We start from the raw sequence: 17,129 nt of genomic DNA on the forward strand, positions 1-17,129 counted from the left end.
CCGCCCGGTTGCCGGAGCGCCGAGCTGCCGAGCCGCCCGGCCGCCGTGCTGCCGTGCCGCCCGGCCGGTGCCAAACCGCCCGGCCGCCGTGCCGCCCAGCGACACGGCCGCCCCGCCGCCCGGTCGACACGGCCGCCCGGTCACCGCCGCGTCGTCAGTCCTTCACCGGTGCCCGGACCACGTCCTCCACCCCGCCCGCAGGCGTCGGGATCGCGGCCGCCGCGGCCCCGTCCCCGTCCGTGTTGATCGTCTCGATGATCGCGAGGCGTTCCGGGGTGTCCTCCGGCTTGAGGAAGCCGATGAGGATGTAGAGCACCAGGGAGACGGCGAGCGGGATCGAGACCTGGTACTGGAGCGGGACGCCGCCGTCGACGTTCCAGTCGATCGGGTAGTTGACCAGCCAGAAGGCGAACAGGCCCATGGACCAGCTGGTGAGCGCCGCGGTGGGGCCGGAGCGGCGGAACGGGCGGAGCAGGCCGAGCATCATCGGGATGGCCATCGGGCCCATCAGACCGGCGACCCACTTGATGACGACGGTGATGATGTCCTTGAAGGCGGGGGAGTTGACCTGCGTGGCCGCCGCCATGGACAGGCCGAGGAAGACGACGGTCGCGATACGGGCCGCGATCAGCCCCGACCGCTGGCTCCAGCCGCGGGCCCGCGCCGAGATCACCGGCGCGCAGTCCCGGGTGAAGACGGCGGCGATGGCGTTGGCGTCGGAGGAGCACATGGCCATGGTGTGCGAGAAGAAGCCGACGATGACCAGGCCCAACAGGCCGTGCGGCAGGAGCTGTTCGGTCATCAGGCCGTAGGAGTCGGAGCCGTCGGGCTTCTGGGACTCCACGAGCAGCGGGGACATCCACATCGGGTAGAAGAGGACCAGGGGCCACACGAGCCACAGCACCGCCGACAGCCGGGCCGAGCGCTCGGCCTCGCGGGGACTGGACGTGGCCATGTAGCGCTGGGCCTGGTTGAGCATGCCGCCGTTGTACTCGAAGAGCTTGATGAAGAGGAAGGCCAGCAGGAACACCGCGCCGTAGTCGGCGACCAGCGGATCGCGGTGGCCCTGCAGCGCCGGCTGGTCCCACGCGTCGAGGAACCCGATGCCCTTGTCGCCGAGTTCCATCACCACGGCGACGAACATCGCGACGCCGGCCAGGAGCTGGATGACGAACTGGCCCAGCTCGGTCAGCGCGTCCGCCCACAGACCGCCGATCGTGCAGTAGACGGCCGTGATGGTGCCGGTGATGAGGATGCCCTGGTTCAGGGAGATGCCGGTGAACACGGACAGCAGGGTCGCGATCGCGGCCCACTTCGCGCCGACGTCCACGATCTTCAGCAGCATGCCGGACCAGGCCAGGGCCTGCTGCGTCTTCAGGTCGTAGCGGTTCTTCAGGTACTCCAGCGGGGAGGCCACATGGAGTCGTGAACGCAGCCGGTTGATGCGTGGGGCGAACAGCTTCGAGCCGATGGCGATGCCGAGCGCGATCGGGAACGACCAGGTCACGAAGGACGTCACGCCGTAGGTGTAGGCGATGCCCGCGTAGCCGGTGAACATCACCGCGCTGTAGCCCGACATGTGATGGGAGATGCCGGACAGCCACCACGGCATCTTGCCGCCGGCCGTGAAGAAGTCGCTGACGTTGTCCACCCGCTTGTGCGACCAGACGCCGATCGCGACCATCACGCCGAAGTAGCCGATGAGCACGGCCCAGTCGAGACTGTTCATGTGCCCCCTTCCAGGGTCCGCCTTGTGAACTCCGCCCAGCTGGTTGGCACTTCGCCCGGACGGGGTAGGGGCGAGACAGGCCGCGAAGTGCCCGCTCATCGTGGGTGGGTCGACGCGGGCACGACAAGCAAGCGTATGGTCAAGAGGGGGTAAAAAAGTTCGGTGAGCTGACCTCCGTTCATGTTCATGAACGCCATCAAGGTGGCCGAAAGAGGACCTCAGCGCATCAGCTCACCCGCGTTGACCAGCAGCGACTGCCCCGTGATCGCCCGCGCCCGGTCCGAGGCCAGGAACACCGCCGCGTCCGCCACGTCCGCGTCCGAGGCGAGGTCGGGCAGCGCCATCCGGCCGCTCAGCCGCTCCAGCACCTCGGCCTCGGGCACGCCCTCGCTCTGCGCCGTGAACTGCACGTACGCCCGCACCGGCGGCCCCCACATCCAGCCCGGCAGCACCGTGTTGACGCGGATGCGGTACGGCCCGAGCTCCCGCGCCAGCGAGTACATCGCGCTCGTCAGCGCCCCCTTCGACGCCGCGTACGCCGCCTGCCGTACCTGCGACGGAGCCGCCACCGCGGACTGCGTACCGATGAACACCACCGAACCCCCGCACGCCTTCAGCGCCGGAAGGCATGCCCGCGTCATCCGCAGCGAGCCCAGCAGGTTCACGTCGATCACCGACTGCCAGGTGGTGAAGTCGGCGTCCTCCAGGCCACCGAAGTAGCTGTCCCAGGCCGCCACGTGCACCACCGCGTCGATCCGCCCGAACCGCTCCCGCGCCAGGGCGGCCAGCGCCCCGCACTGCCCCTCGTCGGTGACGTCGGTCGCCCGGTACGCCGTGTGCGCCCCGTCCGGATCGATCTCGGCCGCGCTCTTGGCGAGGTTCGCCTCCGTGCGAGCGCCCAGCACCGCGTTCCCGCCGTCCCGTACGACGGCCGCCGCGACCTGACGGCCGAGCCCGGGCCCGACACCCGACACGACGACGGTCTTGCCCGAGAGCAGTGACATCGATGGCCTCCCCTGTTTTCCGGGCGCTTCACCCGGACCCTGGCGGATTACCTGACGGGGCGTCAGAGTATGGGCGACCGCAGGAGGACGGAAGGGAAGACGGAAGGGGAGTGCCCATGTCCGAGGACACCCGCAGCGAGACGTACGCCGAGCTGGCCGCCGTAGGCCCGTACGGCGTCCGCCCCGGCCACGCGCTGATCACCATGGTCGAACCGCACCCGGGCCACGAGTACGCCTACAACCGCTGGTACGAGGACGACCACTACTACGCCGGCGCGATGGCCATGCCCTGGATGTACGCGGGCCGCCGCTGGGTGGCGACCCGGGATCTGCAACTCCTGCGCCGCCCCGCGAAGTCGGCGATCGCCGAGCCGGTCACCGCCGGCTGCTACCTCTCGACGTACTGGATCACCGACGGCCGCTACGACGACCACATGCGCTGGACCGTCGCCATCAACAAGCGCCTCAACCGCGACGGCCGCGTGTACCGGGACCGCACCCACGTCTTCACCGCGTTCCAGGACCACGAGGCGACCGTCTACCGGGACGGAGCGGCGGGCCCGAGGGACTTCCATGCCCTCGACCACCCCTACGCCGGCCTGGTCCTCCAGGTCGTCGACGCCGAGTCCGCCGCGCAGCGGGCCGAACTGCTGGAGTGGCTGGTCTCCCGGCACCTCCCCAAACGCGTGGCGGGCTCGCCGACGGCCCTGGTGACCGTCTTCCGCCCGACCCCGCTGCCCGGCGACCGCATGACGTACGTCAAACAGGTCGAGGGCGTCGACACCCGCCTGACCCTGCTGTGGTTCCTGGAGACGGACCCGAGGGAGTGCTGGGAGCCGTACTTCGACGGCTTGGAGAAGGCGCTGGGGGNTCGACACCCGCCTGACCCTGCTGTGGTTCCTGGAGACGGACCCGAGGGAGTGCTGGGAGCCGTACTTCGACGGCTTGGAGAAGGCGCTGGGGGAGTCGGGCCTGGGAAGGCTGGAACTGCTGGCACCGTTCGTCCCGACAGTCCCGGGCACGGACAAGTACGTGGACCAGCTGCGCTGACCTCAAGCCCCACTCCGACCCACGGTCACCTATCGCCGAAATGATGCGAACGCGTATGCCTGTGATCGCTGGTCGGGGTGGTCGCTGTGGGATCTGGGTGTGTTCGTGCTGCTTGAGCGCACCTACACCTGCACCGCGAGTGGAACCGTGTCCCCACGGGACGAGAACTCCGCACGCGTGATGGTCGTCCAGGCTGGTCTCAACCCGGCTGGTGCCGATGGCGGAAGGCCTTCCGGAGCGCTGCTCCAGAAGGCGGCCTGAGCCAGGAATCCCCTCCCTTCAGGGAGGGGAGGATTCAATTCAACTCATCGGGACAAGGGGTCCCGCGCGGCAGCGTGTAGGGCGCGGCCAGCCGATACTCCCCCGCCCGCGGAGCGATCAGCATCGTCCACCTGTCGCCGTCCGCGTCCTCCTCCGTCTCCATCAGGCAGCCGTTGACGTTCTCGTACGTCTTCGGCGTGCCGTCGGCCCGGTCCTTCGAGGCGTCCGTCTCCTGCGGCGGCTTAAGCTTGTTGCCCTCGGCGTCGACGATGCTCAGCCACGGCGAGTACGGGATGCGGATGAGGATCCGGCCCGCCTTCTTCACCTGCATGGTCATCTCGCCCTGCGCGGCCCGGTCGACGACCGTGTTCGGCTCGGCGAGCGGGGCCGGGTCGGTCACCCGGAACAGCTGCCAGTTGGCGTCGCCCCAGATCTGCTTCAGATACGGCATGCCCCGCTGGACCAGCTCGCGCTCCCGCTCGCCGCCGTCGCCGTCCGGCTCGTCCTTCGGCAACACCACGTAGTGCACGGCCCAGCGCCCCAGCCACTCGTGGTAGTTCGCCGAGTTGAGCGTGTCGTCGTAGAAGAGGGGGTTGCGCTCCATGTCGGCCTGACGGTTCCAGCCGCGGGCCAGGTTGACGTACGGCGCGAGCGCGGAGGCCTCGCGGTGCGAGCGGGCCGGTACGACCTCCACGCGGCCCTTCTCGGCGCCGACCTCCTGGAGTTCGTTGACGAGCGGCGCCAGCTCACGCGCCCAGGACGCGGTGGGGGTCGTGTGGACGATGTCGTCGACCGACTTGAAGCCGATCCAGCCGGTGAAGCCGACGAAGGCCAGCACGAGCACGTACCACTTGCGGGTGCGTGGCACCGCGAACGGCAGCGCCGCGGCCAGCGCCACCCCCGCGAACAGCATCGCCAGACGCGAGATGTTGGAGCCGATCTGCGAGCTGACCAGCCACACCAGGACGATCGAGAGGGCGTAGACCCCGGACGTGAGCCGGACCGTCTTCCACTCGCGCGGGACGAGGAAGAGCACGAGGAGCGCGTACAGCAGCGGCAGTATCACCGAGCCGATCTTCATCGGCTGGGTGCCGGAGAACGGGAACAGCCAGGCGGACACCGCGACGACCGCCGAGGGCGCGAGGCCCAGCGCCCAGGCGCCCGGCCGGCGCCTCTGCAGGAACAGCGCCGCCGCCACGAGCCCCACGAACAGGCCCGCCACCGGCGACGACATGGTCGCGAGCGCGGCCAGCGGGGCCGCGCACAGGGCCTTCGCCCACCGTTTGTAGCGCCAGCGGTGCGGCCAGCAGAACACGACGGCGACCGCGCCCAGCGCGAACATGGTGCCCAGACCGAACGTGACCCGGCCCGACGCCGCGTTGCACAGGAACGCGAAGACGCCCGCGAGCGACGCCCACAGCGGGTTCTTCACCGAGCGGCTGCGGATGAGCACCATCGTCAGCAGCCCGGCCGAGATCGTGCCCGCGATCATCATCGTGGTACGGACGCCGAGGACCGACATCAGATACGGCGACACCACGCTGTACGACACCGGGTGCATGCCGCCGTACCAGGCCAGGTTGTACGCCGAGTCGGGGTGCCGACCGACGAACTCGGCCCACGCGTCCTGTGCCGCGAGGTCGCCGCCACTGTTGGCGAACGTGAAGAACCAGACGATGTGCAGCACGCCGGCGAGGGCGGTGACGGAGAGGGCGGGGTGGCGCAGGAGCCGCTCGCGTAGGGCCAGGAAGGCGCTCCGGAACCTGGTCCGGAAACCGGATCCGGTCGGCGAGGGTCTACGGCCGTGCTCGTGATCCTCCGGGTCCGGTGCGGGCAGGCGTATTCGCGGGCCGGTTCCCGGTCCCGGATCGGTGTCGTCGGCGCGTGTCGGCTCCGCTGTGGCCACCTGAAGGCACTCCCCGTGGTGTCCCGTCTTCTGTTCTCGGCCGCGTCCCGTGAGCGACCTGCCCGATTCGTGACGCTAGCACGCAGTCCGCCGACCGGAACCCGGGCGGGCTCCGGTCGGGGAGGAGTGCGGCGCGCATATGGGCCCGGATCAGCCGAGACGCGTCAGCTTGTCCGTGTACCCCGGTTCGACGAGGTCCCGCTGCAGGGCCACCGGCACCTTGACCGCGCCGCCCGTGCCGTCACCGACGGTGAGCGTGCCGACCTTGGTGCCGGCCTTCGCGGAGTGCGGTACGTCGTCGGAGGCGAAGGACAGTTTCACCTTGAAGCCGGCCCAGCCGACCGCGGTGACGTCCTTGGTGACCGCGACCGGGGTCTGTCCGCCGAGCCCGTCGTCCACGTACCCGACGACATCACCCTTCTTCAGGATCTTCGCCGAGGTCATCGCGTCCTGCGCCGCGAGCATCGCGACCCTGCTGACGTCGTTGACGGTCTTGATGATCGGCGCCTTGTGCTGGCCGAGGATCGCGCCCACGAGGGTGACGGTCTCACCGCCGACCTCCTTGCGCGCCGCGAAGAGGAGATTGCCGCCGGCGGCGGTCGTCGTGCCCGTCTTGATGCCGATGGCACCGTTGTAGGGGACGAGATAGTTGTAGTTGTACCACTTCTGCCCGGACGGATCGATCCACTGGCCCATGGAGGTGATCTCCATCAGGGCGGGCATCTTCACCAGCTCGTTTCCGAGCTTCACCTGGTCCTCGGCGGTGGAGACGGTGGTCTCCTTCAGGCCCGAGGCGTCGGTGTACGTGGTGTTCTTCATCCCGAGGTCCTTGGCGGCGTCGTTCATCTTCTTGATGAAGGCCGCCTCGGTGTCCGCGTCCCAACGGGCCAGCAGACGCGCGACGTTGTTCGCGGACGGAATCATGATGGCCGTGATGGCCTGGCGCAGGGTGAGGTTGTCACCCTGCTTGATGGTGTTGAGGGTGGACTCGCCGTCCTTGTCGTAGCCGCCCTCCTTCTCGGCGGTGGCGTCGACGGGGATGTTCGGCCCCTCCGCGCCCGACTTCAGCGGGTGGTCCTTCAGCACGATGTACGCGGTCATGGCCTTGGCGACCGACCCGATGGCGACCGGCGTCTGCTTGCCGAAGTCGCCCATCGTGCCGATGTCGTTGACATCCATCCAGCCCTGGCCCTGGCTCGGCCAGGGCAGGGCGGCCTCGCTGCCCTTGAAGGTGTACGACTCGTCGGCGGTCAGCGTCAGCGCGGGGGCCGGCAGCGGGCGTACGGCCTGCACGATCGCAAACACGACCGCGAGCAGCAGCGCCAGCGGGGTCCAGATCTTGACCCGCCGCACGATCGTACGGACCGGCGTCTCCGGAGGCGGCGGCGTGTTCGTCAGCTCCGCCAGCAGATCCAACGGCGGCCGGGGCGGCAACGGCTGCTGGGTCGTCCGCTCCGGGCCGACCTGCGGCAGCGCGGAGGTGGCATCGGCCGGCGCCGCCTTACGCGTCGCCGAGTCGTCCAACGGCTTGAGCGCGACGAACTTACTGGTCCGCTCGGCGGGCGCCTCAGGAGCCTGCGTTGCCTCAGGTGCCTCGGTTGCCTTGGGCGTCCTCGCGGCATCGCCGAGCTTCAGCATGGTCGTCGGCTGATCCACGGCGGGCGCGGGGGGCCGTACGGCCTTGAAGACGGCGGTGGGCTGGTCCACGCGGGGCTTGGCGTCACCGGGGGCCTTGTCGGCCTTGTCGGACGCGGCGGGCTCGTCCGGGTCGGTGTCCTTCGGGTCCTGCGAGGCGGCCGACCTGGACGCGCCGGATTCCGGGGCCTGGTCGGCGTCGGGGTCGACGTCGGCTTGCGAGCCCTCGCCAGTGGCCGTGACGGCGGTGGCTTCCGGTACGGAGTCGTCGTCGGCCTCCGCGCCGGCCTTGGCCTTTGTGCCGGTCTTCGCCTCGGTGCCGGGGGAAGGCTCGTCATCGGGCTCGGCCTGTGCCGTGCCGTCAACCGTGGAGCCGGCCTCGGCCTCGGTCTCCTCGGTCCGCGTGCCGGTCTTCGCCTGGCTGCTGGGGGAGGGCTCGTCGTCGGATTCGGTCCGTGCCGTGCCGTCAGCCTTCGATCCGGCCTCGGCCTTCGGGGTCGGCTTTGTGTCCGCCTTCGCGTCGCCCTCGGTCTTCGTGCCGGTCTTCGCCTCGGCGTCGGAGGACGACTCGTCGACGGATTCGGCCTGTGCCGCGCCGTCGGCCTTGGAATCGGCGTCGGCCTTCGGCGTGTCGTCGGCCTTCCGGACCGGTTCTGCCTCCGCCTTCGAGCCGGCCTCGGCGTCCGTGCCGACCTCCGCCTCCGGCGAGTCCGTACCCGCGTCCGGGGCTTGGCCGGCATCCGTGTCGGTCCCGGCTTCGGCATCGTCCCGAGCGGGCTCGTGGCTCACGGCCTCCGCGGTGTCCTCGGCGCCCGCCTTCTCGTCCGCCGATGCCACCCACGCGGCCACGGCGTCACGCAGCCGGACGTCACCCGCCGCAGGAGCATCGTCACGGTCGTCGCCGGCACCGGAACCGGCGTCTGCGGAGGAACCCTCGGTGTCGGTGTCGGTGTCCTCGCCCCGCGCGCCCGCGGCGTCGGTCTTCGGCGCCCCGGCGTCTTCGACCCTGGGGTCTGAGACCTGCCCGGCCGCCTTCGCCCCGGTGGCCTCCCGCGAGGCATCCCCGGCCGGGGACGCCTCGGCGTCCTGCGCGCCGTCGGCGGCGTCGGCCTTCGGTGCCCCGGCGTTCTCGCCACGAGGCTCCTCGGCGTCCTGGGCGCCCTCGCCGGCGTCGGCCTTCCGTGCCCCGGCGTCTTCGCCACGGGGCTCCTCGGAGCCCTTCGTGGCCTCTGCGGGATCCGCCGTCGAAGCGCCGGTCGTCGGATCGGCGGGGTCGGCCTCCGGCTCGGCGGTGGCGTCCGCGGGGTCCGCCTCGGTCTCCGTGGCGGCCTGTGCGGCCTCCGCGGCCCCCTCGGCGGCCGTGTCCCCGGTCCGCGGCTGAGCGGCCTCCTGAGCGGGCTCCTCGGCCCTCTCCGCCTCCTCGGCGGCCTCCGGGGTCTCCCCGGCCGTCTGCGCCTCCGCGGTGAGCTCTCGTACCGAGAACACCTTCGTGGCCGTGTCGACGCCGCCACGGGTCGTGGAGGCGGTGCCGGAGTCCCGGGCGACCGCGAGGCGCGGATCGCGCTTCTCGGGGGGTTCGGGATGCTTGGAGGCCTCGGTCCTGGCCTCGGGAACCGGGCCCGCGCTCCCCGACGTCGGTTCTCCCGACGACTCGCGCTTCTTCGACCTGTCGGGGGACTCGCCCGCCACCGATGCCTCCTCCATGCGCCGCACGCGACCGTGTCCGTGCGCCTATCGAACCGTGAACCGCCGCTCGGAACACCGCTCCCCCGCGCTGTCCGAACCATGTACCAGTGTCCTGTGTGTGGGCTTGCCCGAGGCGGTAGACGAGAACGACATACCTATCGGTTCCCTCACAAACAGGTCACGCACCCTCGACAGACCAATGTGAGAGGGGTCACCCTGTCATTCATCCACGCGGGGAGGCATGGATGGGCATGAGCCGCAGAACACTTCCGGAGGAGCTTCTGCTACTGGCGCTGGACCCGACCACGGGTACCACCGCACAGCCGCAGTCGCTCGACCTTGGTCTGGCCGGAGCGCAGCTAGTGGAGCTGGCGCTGGCCGGACGGATAGCCCCAGACGGGGATCGTATCGCCGTGGTATCCCCACGGCCGACCGGAGATCCGACTTTGGACTGCGCGTTGGAGTTGCTGCGAAGGCGTGGCGCTCCGGTACGCGCGATCCACTGGATTGGCGGGCCGCGTCTCGGGCTGCGCCAGACCTACCTCTCGCATCTGGAGCGGTGCGGCATGGTGCATGCCGTGGCGGGTCAGATGTGCGGAGTCCTGCCGACGACTCGGTACCAGGCGAGTCAGACCGAGATCAGCCGGGAGATCAGAGCCCGACTGGACTCCGCGATCCGCACCGGCGTACCGCCGGACCCGCGGACCGCGGCGCTCGCCGCGCTGGCGCACGCGGTCGGCCTCGGCAAGCACCTGTACCCGGGGAACGAGGGACGCTCGTCCCGATCCCGGCTGCGGGACCTGATCAGGCACGACCCCATGGGCGGCCTCGTGGCGCACGCCGTGATGGACGTCCAGAACGGCGCGGCCGCTCAGCCGCGCCGCAACCCTCCGGCACCGGCCGGCCGGCAGGCCGCGCCCGGAGCCAGGTCCGCACCGGAACCCGCGCGCGGCGTTCCGATGCAACCGCGCCGCGGATCGATGGCGCGCGTCGTGGCCCACTGAGCCGCGGTTCCCCGACGGGCACCGCAGCAGCACGATCCGCAGTACAGGGCACCAGGCATTAGGGCACTACGCACCACAGGGCACCACCACGCACCGCAGAGCGCCGCACCGCAGTCCCCAAGACCGGTACGGGAGCCGCTGTTCCGCGCGGGGTGACGGAACCGTACGTCCGGACGACGACGCGGTTCCGCCACCCCGCGCGGCCGTGTGTGCGCGGACTGCGCATATCCACCGTTTCCCAGCGGTAGTAAGCACCTTGGTGGCAGTCTGCTCAACAGCAGATACGCAAAGTGGCAAGTATGAGGCACGCAGCCGGAGGTGCACGTCCCGTGGCGTCCAATGTCAATCCCACCGTCAGGCGGCGCCGACTGGGCCAGGAGCTGCGCCGGCTCCGCGAGCTCAAGGGCATGACGGCCGAGGAAGTCGCCGAGCGACTGCTCGTGTCGCAGTCGAAGATCAGCCGGCTGGAGAACGGCCGGCGCAGCATCAGCCAGCGCGACGTGCGCGATCTGTGCGGGGTGTACGAGGTCGAGGACCAGCGGCTCGTCGAGTCGCTGATGCAGATGGCGAAGGACTCGCGGCAGCAGGGCTGGTGGCATGCCTTCGGGGACATCCCGTACAGCGTGTACATCGGCCTGGAGACCGACGCCGAGTCGCTCCGCGTCTACGAACCCCAGATCGTCACCGGGCTGTTGCAGACCCGCGCCTATGCCGAGGCCATCATCAGGGGCGGCTCGCCGGAGACTTCGGACACCGAGATCGACAAGCGGGTGCAGGTCCGGATGCGGCGGCAGGATCGTATCGCCTCCGCGGGGGAACCGCTGCGGCTGTGGGTCGTCCTGGACGAGGCGTCGCTGCGCCGGGTCGTCGGGAGCCGTCCGGTGATGCGCGAACAGCTGGAGCACCTCGCCGAGATGTCCCAGCGCCCGCACATCACCGTGCAGGTCCTGCCGTTCGAGGTCGGCGCCCACCCGGGCATCAACGGCCAGTACTCGATCCTGGAGTTCGCGGACGCGGCCGACTCGAGCGTGGTGTACATCGAGGGCGTGACCAGTGACCTGTACCTGGAGAAGGCCCACGACGTGCAGAAGTACACGGTGATGTACGAGCACTTGAGGGCGCAGGCGCTGAACGTCGACCAGTCGACCCGGCTCATCGAGGACGTGGCCAAGGAGTACGCCCGCTGAGCCTTCGAGGCGCCCTGTGAAGGCCCCTCGCGAGCGAAAGGCCGCATGCTATACCCCGGCCGGGTCTCACTGGAAGAATCCTCTGGAATATGCCATCCGGAAGAGTGAACGACTGCTCCAGAAGAGGATGTGAGCGAGTAGCGTCGATCACGCCAACGATCAGCAAAGGTTGGCGGAAACCGAACTGCGCAACTGGCTTACGGAGCAAACATGGCAATTCTTCAGGGCGCCACGGACTCGTGGACGAAGTCCTCGTACTCCAACAACAACGGCGCCTGTGTCGAGGTCAAGTCGCCCACCGTCGCGGAGCTTGACGTCCGTGACTCCAAGGTCACCGACGGGCCGACCCTGGCCTTCCCCACCGAGGCATGGAACGCGTTCGTGGCCTCGGTCAAGGCGTAGGGAGCGGGTCTTCCTGATCCTCATCCCCAGCCGAGCGCACGACCGACAACTGCACAAGCACCACTGTAAGAGCCCTCTCGACCAGCCCGCCGTCCTTGCCGAGGGGGCTCGGCTTGTGCCCGGACGCAGCCGTCAGCGCACCGGGAACGCCACGTCGCACACCGGGTCCCCGGCGCCCGCCGCGTCCCAGTCGGCGAAGTAGACCTCCCGGCACGGCCCGTCGTATTCCAGACCCTCCCGCTTCATCCACGCCTCCACCGCCTCGAACGCGGCCAGGATCTGGGGATGCGCCACCTGCGCCTTGGAGATCCGCGTGTAGGCGAGCCGCCGGGCCGGTTCCACCCGGACCCCGAGCTCCCGCCCCCGGCCCTGCCCGGCCACCCACGCCCGCGCCGCCGTCTCGTCGGCGACGGGCACGCACGACTCGGTCGGGCCGTCGCTCTCCATCGACACCTCGGAGTGGTAGACGACGAACGGCGCCGCGGTCACGCCCCCGCACTCCCGGGCCGCCGCGTCCAGCCGCCGCAGCGACGCGTCGATCCAGGCCGGCAGCTCGTCCGCCAGCGTGTGCCGGGTCTCGGTGATCACCACCTGCGCCGGTACCTCCACCGTCTCGACCACGAACTTCCCGTACATCTCTGAGCTCCTCCCCGACAGTCGTCCACGGAGGTACTCGACGAGCGTCCGCTGCCCGGCCACCCGCGCCTCGACGTCCGCCCAGTACGCGGCGAGCCGGTCGGCGCTCTCGGCGCCCGCCGCCTCGACCACCTCGGCGATCCGCGCCAGCGGCATGTCGAGTTGCCGCAGCATCGCCACGAGCCGGGCGCGTTCCACCTGGCCCGCGCGGTAGTAGCGGTAGCCGCTGACCTCGTCGACGTGCGCCGGTGCCAGCAGTCCGAGCCGGTCGTAGAGCCGCAGGGCCTTGGCCGAGAGCCGGGCCCGCGCGGCGAACGCGCCGATGGTGAGCAGGTCCTCGTCCACTCGGTCGGCCCCCGTCCAGGCTCGGTTCACCTTCGGCTCCCTCGTCCTCCGTCACCGGGCGGCTCTTCCGCCCGGTGACGAGGACGCTCCACCCTGCCCCAAGGGCAAGGTCAACCAGGACCGGGGGACGAGGGTCAGCCGGCCAGCTGCGCCTCGATGGCCGCCACGACCTCGGCGGCCTCCGGCTCGGTCTGCGGCGAGAAGCGGGCGACGACCTTGCCGTCCCGGCCGATGAGGAACTTCTCGAAGTTCCAGCGGATGTCCCCGCTGTGCCCCTCGGCGTCGGCGAAGCCGACCAGGCGCTCGTACAGCGGGTGCCGGTCCGCCCCGTTCACCTCGACCTTCTCGGTCATCGGGAAGCTCACGCCGTACGTCGCCGAACAGAACTCGGCGATCTCCTCGGCGCTGCCCGGCTCCTGGCCGAGGAACTGGTTGCAGGGCACGCCGAGCACGGTGAGGCCGCGCTCCGCGTACTGCGCGTGCAGTCGCTCCAGGCCGCTGTACTGCGGGGTCAGTCCGCACTTGGAGGCCACGTTCACCACGAGCACGACCCGGCCGGCGTACTGGGCGAGGTTCGCGGAGTCGCCCTGAAGGGCATCGATCTCGACGTCGAGGGGGGAAACACCATTGCTGTCTACAGTCGTCATGACCGGATGCTAGCTCCGCCGGGTGACGCCCCGGCGACCAGTGCGGAGAGAACGGCTCGGGCCGTGCCCACCCGATCCGCACCCATCCGTTACGACCGGCACCCTTGACAGCGTGCGTACTGTTTCGCGACTTTTGATCCTTGGGGCAGGACGCGGTCGACGCGTCATGGGGGAATACAGGGGGGCGGTCGCCCGTGCGAGCCGTGAGCAAGGCCGAGGCGGACATAACGATCCACAGACCCGAGGAACTGAGCGCCGAGCTCCGCGGGGCCTGGCACCGGGCGATGGACGAGTCGCCCGACTACGCGAACCCTTTCCTGGCACCGGAGTTCGCGGCCGGTGTCGGCATCCACCGCGGCGGGGCGGCCCGGGTGGCCGTCCTGCACCAACAGGGGGAGCCGGTCGGCTTCCTGCCGTACGAGCGGGGCGCCTTCGGCGTCGGCCGGGCCATCGGTCTCGGCCTGTCCGACTGCCAGGCCCTCGTGCACCGCCCCGGCGTCACCTGGGACGCCCGGCAACTGCTGCGAGCCTGCGGACTGTCCGTCCTCGAGTTCGACCACCTCGTCGAGGAGCAGCAGCCCTTCGGCGGCTTCGTCACGGGGATGTTCGCCTCACCGGTCCTCGACCTCAAGGACGGCGGCGACAGCAGCTACCCGGAGTGGCTGCGCGCCACGTACCCGGGGCTCGCCAAGACGACGCTGAAGAAGGAACGCCGCCTGGGCCGCAACGTGGGCGAGATGCGGTTCGTCTACGACGAGCGCGACCCGCGGATGCTGCGCCGGCTCATGGAGTGGAAGTCCGCCCAGTACCGCAGGACGGGCCGGATGGACCGGTTCGCGCGCCCGTGGATCGTGGCCCTGGTGGAGCACCTGTTCCACGTCCGCCAGGAGCACTTCACCGGCATCCTGTCCGTGGTCTACGCGGGGGACCGGCCTGTCGCCGCACACTTCGGTCCGAGATCGCGCACCGTGTTCGCGGCCTGGTTCACCGCGTACGACCCCGACTTCCACTACTACTCGCCCGGCCTGATCATGCACCTGCGGATGGCCGAGGCGGCCGGGCGGGACGGTGTGCGGCTGATGGACATGGGGCGCGGCGACAAGGAGTACAAGGACTGGCTCAAGACCCGCGAACTGCGGGTGGGCGAAGGGTTCGTGACCCGGCCGCACCCGGTCGCGACGGCACACCGGCTGTGGCGCCGACCGGTACGCGGCCTGCGCAACACGGTCCTGGCCCATCCCACCCTGCGCGAACCGGCCGACCGCCTGCTGAAGACGGTCGGCACGCTGCGTACGTCGGGCCGCCCGGCCCCGGGCAGGGCGGCACCGCGCCCGCACTGAGCGGACGACCGGTCCGCCCGCTTCTCTTCCGCCCCGCCCCACCGCGTCGTCAGGCGACGGCGACGGTGCCGACGAGGGTGGCTCCGCCCACGCGCACGTGAGCTCGGGGTGCCGCCGCTCAGGCGGCTCTCTCTCGCGCGCCCCTCACGCGACTGTCAGGCGCCTTCAGGGCCCCGCCCCACGGGCGGCCGGCCCGACCACGACTTCTTCAACGGCCCCTCGCAGGGGCCCCTTCGACGGAAGAGGTGACGATGCCGATGCCGTACGGATCCCGGCTCGCCGCGACGATGACCCGGCGACTGGGACGGGAATGCGTCTACACGCCCTCGGCACGGCTGGCCCTGTACCTGGCGCTGCGGCGCTGGTGCCGGCCGGGCGGGCGCGTGCTGATGTCGCCGGTCAACGACGACGTGATCCTCTTCGTCGTCCTGGCGGCCGGGCTGCGCCCGGTACAGGCCCCGGTGTCGGCCTGGGACGGCAACATCGACCCGGCCGCCGTACCGGAGTCCACCTGGCAGAACCTGGACGCGGTCCTGACCACGAACCTGTACGGGATTCCGGACCGGGTGGGCGAACTACGGCGGCGTTGCGAGGCGTTGGGCATCCCCCTGATCGAGGACGCGGCCCACGCGATCGGCACGCACGTCGACGGACAGCCGATCGGAACCTTCGGCAAGGCGGCGGCCTTCAGCCTGTCCAAGCACGTGGCGGCGATGGCCGGCGGCTTCCTCGCCGTGGAGGACGCGCGCACCCGGCGCGAGATGGAGCTCCTGCGCGACGACCTCCTCGAACCGACCCGTCTGCGCGCCGACCTGGCCGCGGCCTTCCGCCCCCTGGCCCGCTCGGCCGTCCGCACCCTCCACCTGGTCCGCCCGGCATGGCGCACGATGCAGCGCCTGGGCCTCCTGGAACGCGACGCCTTCCGCATGGCCCTGCACGCCCCGCGCCTGGCCGCCTCCGCCCTCCAGGCGCCGAGCCTGACCGCGTACGAACCCTGGGTCCGCGTCGACCTGCACGACTTCCGCACCCGCCACGGGGCCCTGGTGCGCGGCCAGTTGAGCCTGCGGATGGCCCGCCTCGACACCAACCTCGCCCAGCGCAGGGCCGGCGTCTCCCTCCTGTCCGGCACGGCCTGGGCCTCCCCGGCGCTGCGCGACCGGGCCGCACACGAGGGCCCGTTCCCCCTCTTCCGCGCGCCCCTCCTGGTCGACAACCGCGACGCCCTCGTGGAACGCCTCGTGAACCACGGCATCGTCTGCGGCTACATCTACGACCCCCCGCTCGACGACTACGCGGGCGCGGAGTTCGTGGACCCGTCCCCCGACCCGGCCCCCGCCCGCTGGTTCGCCTCCCATGTCCTCCCGGCGGATCCCCTCCTCGCCCACCAGGTCACCAGCGCCCTGACCAGGGAACGAGCGACGACGGCCCGTCCGCCGACACCGGCCCCGGTCCCCGACACGAGGAAGCCACCGACGCCGCTGGGGCAGTGAGGCCGGGGGAAGGCGACGCTGTTCACCGGCGGCGGTTCCGCCCTCCAGCCTTTTCCCGAACCCACCACGGCTCGGTCGGCAGGCCCGCCCCGCGCACCCACCTCCAGCCCTTCCACGACGACCGGCGGGGCTCGGGCGTGCACGCCTCCGCAGTGGCCGTCGCCGAACATCCCACCCGCGCCGCGGCGTCGGCCGGCCCCGTCGTGCCTCTCGGGCAGCCGCGGCCGGCCGAGCGTCAGCCCAACTGCCGTGAGGCCCGCTGCAGGAGTGTCCGCAGCAGGGCCGTCTCCTCGGCGCCCAGGGCGGTCACGATGTGGTCCTGTTCGCGTTCGACCGCCGCCGTCCAGCGGGTCAGCGCCTCGCTGCCCCGCTCGGACGCGAACACCAGAACGCGCCGCCGGTCCGCGTCGTCCACCCGGCGCAGGACGAGGTTGAGGGACACCATGCGGTCGACGACCTTGGCCACCCCCGGCCTACGGCTGATGTTCGCCCCGGCCGCCACAGCTCCCACGGCCGAGCCCGGGACACCGCAGGTGACCAAGGAGGTGACCCCTTCGGCGAGTGAGGCGCCGGCCTGACCCTCGTGGTCCTCACATGTGTGGCGCGGTGGCCGTGGGCCACCGCGCCACCCGTGCTTCGGGTGTCCGGTGATCAGGTCGTACCGCAGGAGACCGTCGGCCAGGTCCAGTTGCCGTTGGGCTGGATGGTGACGCCGAAGGTGTTGCCGCTGCCGTTGGGTTTGGCGGTCAGTACCTGGGCGCTGGGGTAGCTGGCGCTGGTGTTCCAGGTGGAGAGGACCTTCGCGGG

General features: G+C 70.8%; 12 protein-coding genes and 4 pseudogenes. 8 read left to right on the forward strand and 8 right to left on the reverse strand.

Features of this window, described 5'->3' with window-relative positions:
* Nucleotides 1-154: 154 nt before the first annotated feature.
* Nucleotides 155-1,729, reverse strand: coding sequence for a sodium:solute symporter family protein (locus ACWBNA_RS47155; protein ID WP_482710772.1), 1,575 nt, complete (start codon nucleotides 1,727-1,729; stop codon nucleotides 155-157).
* Nucleotides 1,730-1,947: 218 nt separating this feature from the next.
* The gene (locus ACWBNA_RS47160; protein WP_482710773.1) at nucleotides 1,948-2,733 is read right to left on the reverse strand and encodes an SDR family oxidoreductase; all 786 of its coding nucleotides are present in this window, start codon (nucleotides 2,731-2,733) and stop codon (nucleotides 1,948-1,950) included.
* Between the two features lie 116 nt (nucleotides 2,734-2,849).
* Here ACWBNA_RS47160 and ACWBNA_RS47165 point away from each other — a divergent pair.
* From ACWBNA_RS47165 to ACWBNA_RS47175, 3 pseudogenes are all read left to right on the forward strand, one after another.
* Nucleotides 2,850-3,593: pseudogene (locus ACWBNA_RS47165) on the forward strand (hypothetical protein); the annotation flags it as partial.
* A gap of 7 nt (nucleotides 3,594-3,600) precedes the next feature.
* A pseudogene (locus ACWBNA_RS47170) lies at nucleotides 3,601-3,783 on the forward strand (hypothetical protein); the annotation flags it as partial.
* Between the two features lie 108 nt (nucleotides 3,784-3,891).
* Nucleotides 3,892-4,044, forward strand: a pseudogene (locus tag ACWBNA_RS47175) (RNA-guided endonuclease TnpB family protein); the annotation flags it as partial.
* Between the two features lie 34 nt (nucleotides 4,045-4,078).
* Here ACWBNA_RS47175 and ACWBNA_RS47180 read toward each other — a convergent pair.
* Both ACWBNA_RS47180 and ACWBNA_RS47185 read right to left on the reverse strand, forming a co-directional pair.
* Nucleotides 4,079-5,950, reverse strand: coding sequence for an MFS transporter (locus ACWBNA_RS47180; protein WP_482710774.1), 1,872 nt, complete (start codon nucleotides 5,948-5,950; stop codon nucleotides 4,079-4,081).
* Nucleotides 5,951-6,100: 150 nt separating this feature from the next.
* Nucleotides 6,101-9,289 (reverse strand): D-alanyl-D-alanine carboxypeptidase, encoded by a 3,189-nt coding sequence (locus ACWBNA_RS47185; RefSeq protein WP_482710775.1) that lies wholly within the window; start codon nucleotides 9,287-9,289, stop codon nucleotides 6,101-6,103.
* Between the two features lie 227 nt (nucleotides 9,290-9,516).
* Here ACWBNA_RS47185 and ACWBNA_RS47190 point away from each other — a divergent pair, with 227 nt between their 5' ends.
* The 3 genes from ACWBNA_RS47190 (at nucleotide 9,517) to ACWBNA_RS47200 (ending at nucleotide 11,864) form a co-directional block, all read left to right on the forward strand.
* Nucleotides 9,517-10,275 (forward strand): GOLPH3/VPS74 family protein, encoded by a 759-nt coding sequence (locus ACWBNA_RS47190; RefSeq protein WP_482710776.1) that lies wholly within the window; start codon nucleotides 9,517-9,519, stop codon nucleotides 10,273-10,275.
* Between the two features lie 329 nt (nucleotides 10,276-10,604).
* The gene (locus tag ACWBNA_RS47195) at nucleotides 10,605-11,462 is read left to right on the forward strand and encodes a helix-turn-helix domain-containing protein (protein ID WP_482710777.1); all 858 of its coding nucleotides are present in this window, start codon (nucleotides 10,605-10,607) and stop codon (nucleotides 11,460-11,462) included.
* 210 nt (nucleotides 11,463-11,672) lie between these two features.
* The gene (locus tag ACWBNA_RS47200; protein WP_217243132.1) at nucleotides 11,673-11,864 is read left to right on the forward strand and encodes a DUF397 domain-containing protein; all 192 of its coding nucleotides are present in this window, start codon (nucleotides 11,673-11,675) and stop codon (nucleotides 11,862-11,864) included.
* A 132-nt stretch (nucleotides 11,865-11,996) separates the two neighbouring features.
* Here ACWBNA_RS47200 and ACWBNA_RS47205 read toward each other — a convergent pair whose 3' ends face one another.
* Nucleotides 11,997-12,845 (reverse strand): MerR family transcriptional regulator, encoded by an 849-nt coding sequence (locus ACWBNA_RS47205; protein WP_482710782.1) that lies wholly within the window; start codon nucleotides 12,843-12,845, stop codon nucleotides 11,997-11,999.
* A 134-nt stretch (nucleotides 12,846-12,979) separates the two neighbouring features.
* Nucleotides 12,980-13,492: a glutathione peroxidase gene (locus ACWBNA_RS47210; protein ID WP_482710778.1), complete on the reverse strand. Its 513-nt coding sequence runs from the start codon at nucleotides 13,490-13,492 to the stop codon at nucleotides 12,980-12,982.
* A gap of 203 nt (nucleotides 13,493-13,695) precedes the next feature.
* Between ACWBNA_RS47210 and ACWBNA_RS47215 the strand changes: the two genes are divergently transcribed.
* A complete protein-coding gene (locus tag ACWBNA_RS47215; protein WP_482710779.1) occupies nucleotides 13,696-14,832 on the forward strand; it encodes a GNAT family N-acetyltransferase in 1,137 nt (378 codons plus the stop codon).
* 251 nt (nucleotides 14,833-15,083) lie between these two features.
* Complete coding sequence (locus ACWBNA_RS47220) at nucleotides 15,084-16,322, forward strand: DegT/DnrJ/EryC1/StrS family aminotransferase (RefSeq protein ID WP_482710780.1); 1,239 nt, start codon at nucleotides 15,084-15,086, stop codon at nucleotides 16,320-16,322.
* A 235-nt stretch (nucleotides 16,323-16,557) separates the two neighbouring features.
* On the opposite strand, the gene ACWBNA_RS47225 is transcribed toward ACWBNA_RS47220, so the two are convergent.
* Nucleotides 16,558-16,863: a hypothetical protein gene (locus tag ACWBNA_RS47225; protein ID WP_482710781.1), complete on the reverse strand. Its 306-nt coding sequence runs from the start codon at nucleotides 16,861-16,863 to the stop codon at nucleotides 16,558-16,560.
* 110 nt (nucleotides 16,864-16,973) lie between these two features.
* Nucleotides 16,974-17,129: pseudogene (locus ACWBNA_RS47230) on the reverse strand (glycoside hydrolase family 11 protein); the annotation flags it as partial.

It is taken from the genome of Streptomyces sp. Q2, assembly GCF_056820935.1.